Origin of the sequence: Rugamonas violacea (genome assembly GCF_016461825.1) — a bacterium.
GTDB lineage: Bacteria > Pseudomonadota > Gammaproteobacteria > Burkholderiales > Burkholderiaceae_D > Rugamonas.
On the sequence record NZ_JAEMNU010000035.1, the window covers coordinates 39,527 to 50,102 of the forward strand.

General features: G+C 65.6%; 12 protein-coding genes. All 12 read right to left on the reverse strand.

All coding sequences use genetic code 11. The annotated features are described in order from the left end of the window. Nucleotides 1–130 precede the first annotated feature (130 nt). Nucleotides 131–1,654 (reverse strand): amidophosphoribosyltransferase, encoded by a 1,524-nt coding sequence (purF, locus tag H7U20_RS07280; protein ID WP_199518940.1) that lies wholly within the window; start codon nucleotides 1,652–1,654, stop codon nucleotides 131–133. Between the two features lie 37 nt (nucleotides 1,655–1,691). Beyond that, entirely contained in the window at nucleotides 1,692–2,180 is a 489-nt protein-coding gene (locus H7U20_RS07285) for a CvpA family protein (RefSeq protein ID WP_199518941.1), read from the reverse strand. 25 nt (nucleotides 2,181–2,205) lie between these two features. Beyond that, nucleotides 2,206–3,324: an SPOR domain-containing protein gene (locus H7U20_RS07290; protein WP_199518942.1), complete on the reverse strand. Its 1,119-nt coding sequence runs from the start codon at nucleotides 3,322–3,324 to the stop codon at nucleotides 2,206–2,208. Between the two features lie 12 nt (nucleotides 3,325–3,336). After that, nucleotides 3,337–4,626, reverse strand: a complete 1,290-nt coding sequence (gene folC, locus H7U20_RS07295) for a bifunctional tetrahydrofolate synthase/dihydrofolate synthase (RefSeq protein ID WP_199518943.1) — start codon at nucleotides 4,624–4,626, stop codon at nucleotides 3,337–3,339. 79 nt (nucleotides 4,627–4,705) lie between these two features. Beyond that, nucleotides 4,706–5,578, reverse strand: a complete 873-nt coding sequence (gene accD / locus H7U20_RS07300; RefSeq protein WP_199518944.1) for an acetyl-CoA carboxylase, carboxyltransferase subunit beta — start codon at nucleotides 5,576–5,578, stop codon at nucleotides 4,706–4,708. 176 nt (nucleotides 5,579–5,754) lie between these two features. Beyond that, the gene (locus H7U20_RS07305; RefSeq protein ID WP_199518945.1) at nucleotides 5,755–6,039 is read right to left on the reverse strand and encodes a hypothetical protein; all 285 of its coding nucleotides are present in this window, start codon (nucleotides 6,037–6,039) and stop codon (nucleotides 5,755–5,757) included. Between the two features lie 8 nt (nucleotides 6,040–6,047). Next, nucleotides 6,048–6,317 carry a BrnT family toxin gene (locus H7U20_RS07310; protein WP_199518946.1) on the reverse strand — a complete coding sequence of 90 codons (270 nt, stop codon included), beginning with the start codon at nucleotides 6,315–6,317 and terminating at the stop codon, nucleotides 6,048–6,050. A 116-nt stretch (nucleotides 6,318–6,433) separates the two neighbouring features. After that, complete coding sequence (trpA, locus tag H7U20_RS07315) at nucleotides 6,434–7,231, reverse strand: tryptophan synthase subunit alpha (protein ID WP_199518947.1); 798 nt, start codon at nucleotides 7,229–7,231, stop codon at nucleotides 6,434–6,436. Nucleotides 7,232–7,438: 207 nt separating this feature from the next. Further along, on the reverse strand, nucleotides 7,439–8,686 hold the full coding sequence (trpB, locus tag H7U20_RS07320; RefSeq protein WP_199518948.1) for a tryptophan synthase subunit beta: 1,248 nt from the start codon (nucleotides 8,684–8,686) through the stop codon (nucleotides 7,439–7,441). Then, nucleotides 8,670–9,368: a phosphoribosylanthranilate isomerase gene (locus tag H7U20_RS07325; RefSeq protein WP_199518949.1), complete on the reverse strand. Its 699-nt coding sequence runs from the start codon at nucleotides 9,366–9,368 to the stop codon at nucleotides 8,670–8,672. Before H7U20_RS07325 ends, trpB begins: the two co-directional genes overlap by 17 nt. Nucleotides 9,369–9,399: 31 nt before the next feature. Further along, nucleotides 9,400–10,203, reverse strand: a complete 804-nt coding sequence (gene truA, locus H7U20_RS07330) for a tRNA pseudouridine(38-40) synthase TruA (RefSeq protein WP_199518950.1) — start codon at nucleotides 10,201–10,203, stop codon at nucleotides 9,400–9,402. A 49-nt stretch (nucleotides 10,204–10,252) separates the two neighbouring features. Continuing rightward, the coding region (locus H7U20_RS07335) for a FimV/HubP family polar landmark protein (RefSeq protein WP_304621715.1) at nucleotides 10,253–10,576 on the reverse strand (324 nt) is incomplete at its 5' end.

Sequence of the window (10,576 nt, forward strand, 5' to 3'; positions counted from 1 at the left end):
GGGGTCCGACCCCAGCCGTCGGGCTTGGCTTGGGTTTGACGCCGCGACTCACGCCACGGCCGGCGCGCGCAGCCCATCGGCGCAAAGCATAAAAAAACCCGGCGCGGCTAGTGCGGCGCCGGGCTGGTCATCACCCTTCGGTGGTGGCCAGGTTCAGGTTCAGCTGGGAGCGTCCGGCGTCCTCCGGGCCCGGGGCCTTGGGGTTGTGGCGGGCGTATTCCAGCTTGTCCAGGTAGTCCTGCGAGATGTCGCCGGTGACGTAGATGCCGTCGAAGCACGACGCTTCGAAGCTGGTCAGCGCCGGGTTGACGTCGGAGATGGCGCGCTTGAGCGCGTCGATGTCCTGGTAGACCAGGGCGTCGGCGGTGATCTCGCGGCAGACTTCCTCGGTGGTGCGGCCGTAGGCGATCAGCTCGTCGCGGGTCGGCATGTCGATGCCGTAGACATTGGGGAAGATCACCGGCGGCGCGGCCGAGGCGAAGATCACCTTCTTGGCGCCGGCTTCGCGCGCCATCTGGACGATCTCGCGGCTGGTGGTGCCGCGCACGATCGAATCGTCGACCAGCAGCACGACCTTGTCCTTGAACTCGGAGCCGATGGCGTTGAGCTTCTGGCGCACCGATTTCTTGCGCATCGCCTGGCCGGGCATCAGGAAGGTGCGGCCGATGTAGCGGTTCTTGATGAAGCCTTCGCGGTACTCGATGTTGAGCGCCAGCGCCAGTTGGATGGCGGCCGGGCGCGACGAGTCGGGGATCGGCATGACCACGTCGATCTCGCCGTCCTTGAATTCGCGCTTGATCTTCTCGGCCAGGTACTCGCCCATTTTCAGGCGGGTGGCGTAGACCGAGGCGCCGTCGATGATCGAATCGGGCCGGGCCAGGTAGACGAACTCGAACACGCAGGGGTTCAGGCTGGGGTTGTCGGCGCACTGGCGGCTGTGCAGTTGCTTGTCGGCGTCGATGAAGACGGCCTCGCCCGGCGCGATGTCGCGCACGAAGCGGAAGCCCATGCCTTCGAGGGCCACCGATTCGGAGGCGATCAGGTATTCGGCGCCCTGCTCGGTCTCGTTGATGCCCAGGCACAGCGGACGGATGCCGAAGGGGTCGCGGAAGGCCAGCAGGCCGACGTTGGCGATCTGCGCCACGGCGGCGTAGCCGCCGCGCACGCGGCGGTGCAGCACGGCGACGGCCTTGAAGATGGCGTCCGGGTCGAGCAGCAGGCCGGTGGTGGCTTGCTGGATCTCGTGGGCCAGCACGTTGAGCAGCACTTCGGAGTCGGAGTCGGTGTTGATGTGGCGGCGGTCGTTCTTGAACATGTCCTGCTTCAACTGTTCCCAGTTGGTCAGGTTGCCGTTGTGCGCCAGGGTGATGCCGAACGGGGCGTTGACGTAGAACGGTTGCGCCTCTTCCTCGCTCGACGAGCCGGCGGTCGGATAGCGGCAGTGGCCGATGCCCGAGTTGCCTTGCAGCGAACGCATATTGCGGGTGCGGAAGACGTCACGCACCAGGCCGTTGGCCTTGTGCATGGAAAACATACTGCTGTGATTGGTCGCGATCCCTGCCGCGTCCTGACCGCGATGCTGCAACAACAGCAATGCGTCATACAGCAGTTGATTGACTGGTTGATGGGAAACGACGCCGACGATGCCACACATGGTGTGCTCCTAGACTGGTGCTACTGATTTAAAAAATTCAAAAATGCACGTACTGCGCGAACGCAGCGGGAAGGAAGGGTTTCACCGTGCGCACCCCGGCCTCGGCGAGAGGACTCAGCAGCGCGTCCTTCCAAAAATCCTGTTGCGGGACCGAGGTCATCCCGCACAATATGACGGCGGCCAGCACGATCACCAGGCCGCGCGCCAAACCGAACAAACCACCCAGGCCGCGGTCGGCCAGACCCATGCCGCCGGCCTTGACCAGCGCGTCGAGCGCCAGCATGAGCAGGCCCATCAAAATGCGCACGCCGATGAACAACACGATGAAGGCCAGGATCAGGCGCAGCACCTCGCCCGGCACCATCGCCGGCAACAACGCGGCCAGCTGGGTGCTGTAGGCGTTGGCGACGACGAAGGCGACGATCCAGCTGGCCAGCGATAACATTTCCCGCACCAGGCCGCGCATGGTGCTGATGATGACGGAGGCGATCAAGACGAAGATCACCAGATAATCGAAAAGCGTCACGGCCGCACCTAGCGCTGCGCCGCCATCACGACTGCGGCACCAGGCTGCCGCTCAGGCCCAGCTTGGCCAGCTTGGCGCGCACCTTCTCGGCCTCGTCCTTGTTGGCGAAGGGACCGACGCTGACGCGGGTCAGTTCGCCCGATGGGGTCGGCACCTTCTGTGTGAAGGAATGGATGCCGGCTTCCTTGAGTTTTTCCTGCAACTGGTCGACTTTTTCATGGGTGGCCAGCGCGGCCACGCGGACGACGAATTTCTGCCCGGCGGCGGCCGCTTCGGCGGCCGGCTTGGCGGCGGCCTTGCCTTCCAGGATGGCCATGGCGCGGCTGGCGTCGTCGGCCGGCTTGGCCTCGTCTTTCGGCGCCGGCTTGGCGGCCGGCTTCTCGGCCACCTTGGTTTCCGCTTTGGCGTCCTTGTGCTCGGCTTTGGCCTCGGCCTTCACCTCGGGCTTGGTTTCCGTCTTGTGCTCAAGCTTGGCCAGCTTGGCGTCCGCCTCGGCCTTGACCTTGGCCTCCGCCTTGACTTTGAGCCTGGCCTCGGATTCCGCCTTGGCGTCCGCCTTGAGCTTGGCCTCGGCAACTTCCTTGGCGACATCCTTCGGCGGCGGTTTGGCGGCGTCGCCGCCAACCTTGAGCTCGGCCACCACCGGCGCGACGATGGCCGGCGACGGCTTGGCCGCCACGGGCGCGGGCGCGGGCGCGATGGCGGCGGCGGACGCGGCCGGCTTGGCGGCCTTGGGCGCCTCGGTGACGATTTCTTCGGAGTTGTCCAGGGCGGCGCTGGCCGCCACGCGGGACGAGGCGGCGGCGGCCGACTCGGCCGGCTTGTCCTTGGACGGGATCTTGATGTCGATGTCGGCGGCCAGCGGCTTGGGCTCGGAGTCGAGCACCATCGGCAGGCCGATGGCCACCAGCAGGGCCAGCGCGATGGCGCCGACCAGGCGGCGGCGCGCGCGCTTCTTCTCAGGCAGGACGGGGTCGTCCGACTCCTTGGCCGCGGCCCGGCCGCGCTTGGCGCCGTCGGCCGACGAGGCGCGCTTGGCGCGCGCACGCTCGCCGGCGGCCTGGTCGTCTGAACTGGAGTAGTAGCCGCTGTCTTTGCCAGCGGTATCTTGCTTGTTTTTAAAGAGTTTCGAGAACAAGCCCATGCGTGATATTTTTCAGTGGAGTGAGGATTTTCGTGCCGCCATGACGCCAGCGACGGTCAGGAACGACCCAAAGACCACAATTCTATCATTCTCCCCGGCTCGGCTCAGCGCATTTGCATAAGCCCGTGCCGGATCGTCGAAGATATTGATGCTGCGTTCATCCCTTTCCGGCTGCACCGCCTGCACGCGGCCGGCCAGTTCGGATGCGCTGGCGGCGCGCGGCGAGGGCAAGGTGGCCAGGCACCAGTGGTCGACGTGCTCGCCCATGGCGGCGATGACGCCGTCGATATCCTTGTCCTGCATGGAACCGAACACCGCGTAGGTGTAGGCGTGGTAGCCCATGTTGCCGAGGTTCTGGTTGAGCGCGGCGGCGGCGTGCGGATTGTGCGCCACGTCGAGGATCACCGTCGGCCGGCCCGGCAGCACCTGGAAGCGGCCCGGCAGCTCCACCGTCACCAGGCCGGTGCGCACTTCCTGCGCGCCGACCGGCAGTTGCAGGCGCAGGGCCTCCAGCGCGGCCAGCACGGCGGCGGCGTTGAGGATCTGGTTGGCGCCGCGCAGGCTCGGGTAGCCCAGCGAATTGCGGCGCTGCGAACGGCCGCCGTAGTTCCATTGCTGCTTGTCGCCCGAGTAGTTGAAGTCGCGCCCCATCAGCCACAGGTCGGCGCCGATGGCCTCGGCGTGGTCGATCAGCGACTGCGGCGGCACCGGGTCGCTGCAGATCGCCGTCTTGCCGGCGCGGAAAATGCCGGCCTTCTCGAAGCCGATCGCCTCGCGCGTGTCGCCCAGGTAGTCGGTGTGGTCGATGTCGACGCTGGTGACGATGGCGATGTCGGCGTCGATGACGTTGACGGCGTCCAGGCGGCCGCCCAGGCCCACCTCCAGGATCACCAGGTCCATGCCGGCGCCGGCCAGCAGGTGCATGATGGCCAGGGTGGTGAACTCGAAATAGGTCAGCACGGTATCGCCGCGCACCGCCTCGACGGCGTTGAAGGCGGCCACCAGGACCTCGTCGCTGGCCAGCTCGCCGTTGATGCGGGCGCGTTCGTTGAAATCGAGGAAGTGCGGCTTGATGTACAGGCCCACCTTGTAGCCGGCGCGCAGCAGCACCGATTCGAGCATGGCGCAGGTCGAGCCCTTGCCGTTGGTGCCGGCCACCATCACGACGGGGCAGCCGAACTGCAGCGCCAAGCGCTCCTTGACGGCGCGCACGCGGTCCAGGCCCATGTTGATGACGGTTTCGGCATGGCGCGATTCGAGCAGCGCGAGCCATTCTGGCAGGGTAGTTGGGAGAGTAGACATGGGAGACACTTGGAAATGAGCGCGGCGCGCGGCGGATCGGGGATCCGGCTGGCGCGCCGCGAAATGGAGCTAAGCTAACTTACGCCAGAACCTCGACGGCCTGGTTCTGCAGCAGGGCCAGCAGACGGGCGATTTCTTCGCGCATCTTGCGGCGGTCGACGATCATGTCGACGGCGCCCTTGGTGACCAGGAACTCGGCGCGTTGGAAGCCTTCAGGCAGTTTCTCGCGCACGGTGTTTTCGATCACGCGCGGGCCGGCGAAGCCGATCAGCGCCTTCGGTTCGGCGATCACCACGTCGCCCATGAAGGCGAAGGAGGCGGACACGCCGCCCATGGTCGGATCGGTCAGCACGCTGATGAAGGGCAGTTTCTTCTCCGACAGCTTGGTCAGCATGGCGGTGGTCTTGGCCATTTGCATCAGCGACAGCAGACCTTCCTGCATGCGCGCGCCGCCGGTGGCGGTGATGCAGATGAACGGCACTTTTTGTTCCAGCGCGGTCTGGGCGCCGCGCACGAAGCGCTCGCCGACCACCGAACCCATCGAGCCGCCCATGAATTCGAACTCGAAGGCGGCGACCACCACCGGCAGGCTCATGATGGCGCCGCCCATGACGATCATCGCGTCGGTCTCGCCGGTGGCTTCCATCGCCTGCTTCAGGCGGTCCGGGTATTTTTTGCTGTCTTTGAACTTGAGCGTGTCGACCGGCAGGGTTTCCTGGCCGATTTCATAGCGGCCGCCGGCGTCGAGCAGGCCGTCGAGGCGCTCGCGGGCGCGGATGCGCATGTGGTGGTCGCACTTTGGACAAACGTGCAAGTTCGATTCCAGATCGGTGCGGTACAACACCGCCTCGCAGGAGGGGCATTTGACCCACAGACCTTCGGGCATGGTCTTACGTGCCGCAGCGTCCGAACGCTGAATTCTTGGGGGCAGAAGCTTTTCCAACCAACTCATAATTTCTCCTTGCTGCTAACTAGTGGCGGAAGTGTAGCCGTTTATCGCCCCCCTGTCGAACATTGCAATACAACATTTTTGCCATCGAGCCATGCAAAGTTTATATTTTTAGAATAAATCCACTACTCGCCCCACGGGCAAACGGGCGCGGGCGGCGGCGCGGCGGCGCTCGGGGCTCAGCTGGAGGAAACCGCCGGCTTTTCCTGCGCCGCACCCTTCTTCGGCAGCTCGATATCGATTTTGTGGCCGGTGTAGGCGATATTGCGCAGGTAGATGGTCATGATGCGCTCGGCGGACAGGCCGAACTCGTCGCCGATGGCCTGGAAATAAGCGATCGTGTTGTGATCCAAGGGAAAGGAAATGTCCTTAAACAAACGGTCGGCAAATGGATTGGGGATTTGCTTCCATCGCGAGCTATCCGACAGATCGATTTCATCAAGCTCATCAATTTCATCGCACATATTTCACCTCATAAATATTGCAAAACTTCAAAGGATGTGGGCTTGCGGGCCGAGAAAATGCGCGCCAACTCTTCACCACGCCAGCAATAGCAAACGAGCAGCACCCTGCCTGTCGCGCTGGTGCCAACGATGATGCACCTGTCCTCCACGTCCGAATGCGCCACATCGGCAAGAAAGCAGGCTGCCTTGTCGTCAAAGACCGATGTAGCCTCGTCGAAGCTGACGCCATGCTTGCGCAGGTTGGTTCTGGCCTTATGCGGATCCCATTCAAAGCGCACGACCGCTCCCTCTTCAACATAGTGACAGAGGCACTATGCGTCAAGGTGAGCGGTCGGGTTTTGCGCGGCGCCAAGCGGCGCCGCAGGGCATGGCGGCCGGCGGGCCGCCGGGTGGATCAGGCGTCGAGCGCGCTGCGGATGCCGGCGACGAAGCTTTGCACGGCGGCGGCGGCGCCCTCTTTCGGGCTGTTCTCGATCTCCTGGATGATGCGGCTGCCGATGACGACGGCGTCGGCCACTTCGGCCACGGCGCGCGCGGTGGCGCCGTCGCGGATGCCGAAGCCGACGCCGATCGGCAGCTTGACGTGCTGGCGGATCGCGCCCAGCCGCTCGGCGACCTGGACGGTGTCGATATTGCCGGCGCCGGTGACGCCCTTCAGCGACACGTAGTAGCTGAAGCCGCCGCCGACCTTGGCCACCTGGGCGATGCGTTCCTCGGTCGAGGTGGGCGCCAGCAGGAAGATCAGGTCGAGTTCGTTGGCGCGCATGGCGGCGGCGAACTCTTCGCACTCTTCCGGCGGATAGTCGACGACGATGGCGCCGTCGGCCCCGGCCTGCTTGGCGGCGGCGATGAAGGCGGCGGCGCCGATGCGCTCGATCGGGTTGGCGTAACCCATCAGCACCACCGGCGTGTGCTGGTTGGTCTGGCGGAACTCGGCGACGTAGGCGAACACATCGTGGATGCCGATGCCGAAGGCCAGCGCGCGCTCGCAGGCGCGCTGGATGACCGGGCCTTCGGCCATCGGATCGGAGAACGGCACGCCGAGCTCGAGGATGTCGGCGCCGCCGGCGACCTGGGCGTGCATCAGCGGCACGGTCAGTTCCGGCGCCGGATCGCCGGCGGTGATGAAGGTGATCAGGGCGGTTTTGTTGGCGGCCTTCAGGGCCGCGAAAGTGGCTGCGATTTTGGACATGGCGATGGTCTTCTCAAATTGGGTGGCATTGGGTGGCATATGAGGGCACTTCGAACAGCCCCGAATTCGTCGTTCCCGCGCAGGCGGGAATCCATACCGCAGCGGGCGGCATGCGGCGCATGGGGGGAACCCATGCCGCGCATGGGAAGAGCGCATGCGGGGCATGGGTTCCCGCCTGCGCGGGAACGACGGTTTTTAGTCGGCGGCTTAGCTGAAGTCCAGCCCCATCCGCTCGGCCACGGTGTGCATGTCCTTGTCGCCACGGCCCGACAGGTTGGCCAGCACGATCTGGTCCTTCGGCAGGGTGGCGGCGAGCTTGGCGGCATATGCCAAGGCGTGCGACGATTCCAGCGCGGGGATGATGCCTTCGATATGGCAGCAGTCGTGGAAGGCTTGCAGCGCTTCGTCGTCGGTGATCGAGACGTATTGGGCGCGGCCGCTGTCCTTCAAATAGGCGTGCTCGGGGCCGACGCCGGGATAGTCCAGCCCGGCGGAGACGGAATGCGTCTCGATGATCTGGCCGTTGGCGTCCTGCAGCAGATAGGTGCGGTTGCCGTGCAGGACGCCGGGGATGCCCTGGGTCAGCGAGGCGGCATGCTTGCCGCTGGACAACCCCTCGCCCGCCGCCTCGACGCCGATCAGCTTGACGTCCTTCTGGTCGATGTAGGGATAGAAGATGCCCATGGCGTTGGAGCCGCCGCCGATGCAGGCCAGCACGTAGTCGGGCTGGCGGCCGGTCATCTCGGGCATCTGCACCAGGCACTCCTCGCCGATCACCGACTGGAAGTCGCGCACCAGCATCGGGTAGGGATGCGGGCCGGCGACGGTGCCGATGATGTAGAAGGTGTTCTCGATGTTGGTGACCCAGTCGCGCATGGCCTCGTTGAGGGCGTCCTTGAGCGTCTTGGAACCGGACTCGACCGGCACGACGGTGGCGCCCAGCAGCTTCATGCGGTAGACGTTCTGCGCCTGCCGCTTGACGTCCTCGCTGCCCATGTAGACCACGCACTCCAGGCCGAAGCGGGCGCAGATGGTGGCGGTGGCGACGCCGTGCTGGCCGGCGCCGGTCTCGGCGATGATGCGCGGCTTGCCCATGCGCTTGGCCAGCAGGGCCTGGCCGATGACGTTGTTGATCTTGTGCGCGCCGGTGTGGTTCAGGTCTTCGCGCTTGAAGTAGATCTGCGCGCCGCCGGCCATCTGCGACCAGCGCTTGGCGTGGTAGATCGGCGAGGGACGGCCGACGAAGTGCTTCAGCTCGTAACGGAACTCTTCGAGGAATTCGGGGTCTTTGCTGTAGCGCTCGTAGGCTTGGTTCAGCTCGGCCAGGGCGTAGGTCAGCGTTTCGGCGACGAAGGAGCCGCCGTAGGGGCCGAAGTGGCCCCGCGTGTCGGGCAGTTGATAGTCGGTGGCGTGGAACAATGGCGCAGCGGCGCCGATCTCAGGCAATTCTTTCATGACGGGTTTCTCTCTCAATGATGGCATCGGCGGCCCGCACGGCGCCGACGAAGTCGGCGATCTGGCGGGCGTCCTTGATTCCCTTGGCGGCCTCGACACCACTGCTGATGTCGACGGCGTAGGGACGTACGCGCACCACCGCGTCAGTCGCGCTGTTTACGCTCAAGCCACCACTTAAAACGACCCGAGGCGCGAGTTCTTTTGGGATGAGAGACCAATCAAATACCTTTCCTGCGCCACCATAGGCGTCCACATACGTATCGAGCAAGAGGCTGGAAAACAAGGGACTGGCGGCGCGGCATAGTTGTTCGTATTCTAGCAAATCGGCGGACCTTGTGTCGGGTTTGACGCGGAAAACTCGCAGGAATTGTCGGCCGCAGGCGGCGGCGATGGCGGCGCTCTGCGCCACCGTCTCGTCGCCGTGCAGCTGGATCGCGGTGAGCGGCGCGACGGCGCAGACGGCGGCCACCTCCGCCGGGCCGGCGTTGACGAACAGGCCGATGCAGCTGACGAAGGGCGGCACGGCGGCGATCAGCGCGGCGGCCTGCTGCGGCGTGACGTAGCGCGGGCTCTTGGGGTAGAAGACGAAGCCGATGGCGTCGGCGCCGGCGGCGACGACGGCGGCGACGTCCTCGGCGCGGGTCAGGCCGCAGATCTTGATGCGGGTGCGCTGCTGCTGCATGGGCTGGTCCTCGGTGGTTTGGTGGGGGCGGTTAAAACCAGGGCAGCGGGCTGGTGGTTTCCAGCGGCAACTGCCATTTGGGGTCGTAGTCGATCTTGGCCAGATACAGGCCGTCGGGCATGAAGGTGGGCGCGGCCTCGTGGCGGTCGCGCGCGTCGAGCAGCTGGCCCAGCCATTCGGGCGGCTGGCGGCCGCTGCCGATGTAGACCAGCGAGCCGACCAGGTTGCGCACCATGTGGTGCAGGAAGGCGTTGGCGGTGATGGTGAACACCACCAGCTCGCCGTGGCGGCGGATCCGGATGTCGTGCATCAGCTTGACGGGCGACTTGGCCTGGCACTGGGCGGCGCGGAAGGCGGTGAAGTCGTGCCAGCCCAGCAGCGGCGCCACGGCGGCCTGCATCAACTCGACGTCGAGCGGACGGAAGTAGAAGCCGGCGCGGCCCTCCAGCAGCGGCGAGCGGGTCGAATTGTTGTACAGGACGTAGTGGTAGGTGCGGGCGCGGGCGCTGAAGCGGGCGTGGAAGAAGTCGTCGACGCCGGGCTCGCCGTCGAGTTCCTTGGCCCAGCGCACGGCGATCGACGGCGGCAGGAAGGCGTTGACGCCGCGCAGCCAGGAATGCGGCTCGCGGCGCAGTTCGGTGTCGAAGTGCACCACCTGTTCCAGCGCGTGCACGCCGGTGTCGGTGCGGCCGGCGCAGGTGGTGGCCAGGCGCACCCGGGCGAATTTCTCCAGCGCCTGTTCCAGTTGGTCCTGCACCGTGTGGCCGTCTTCCTGCTTCTGGTAGCCGTGCCAGGCGCTGCCGTCATACTGGACGCCGATTGCTATGCGTTTCAATTGCTGCCCGATCTGTTGTTCTGAGTCAGCGCATTATACCGTCGCCGCCTCAGCCCAGCAGGGCGCGCATGGCGTTGGCCTTGGCCACCTGGTCGTCGCTGCCGCCGCGCAGCACCTCGTCGAGCAGTTCGCGGGCGCCTTCCTTGTCGCCGATCTCCTGGTAGGCGATGGCCAGGTCGAGCTTGGTGTCCATCTCCATGTGGAGGGCCGACAACTGCTCTTCCTTGACGGCCGGGGCGGCGCCGCCGCCCTGCCGGGTGTCGAGGTCGAGGTTGATGTCGGACAGGTCGAACTCGGGCGCCGCGCCATCGGCCTTGGAGGCGGTGCCGGCGGCCATGTCGGGCAGTTCCAGGTCGGCGAAGTCGCGGGCGCT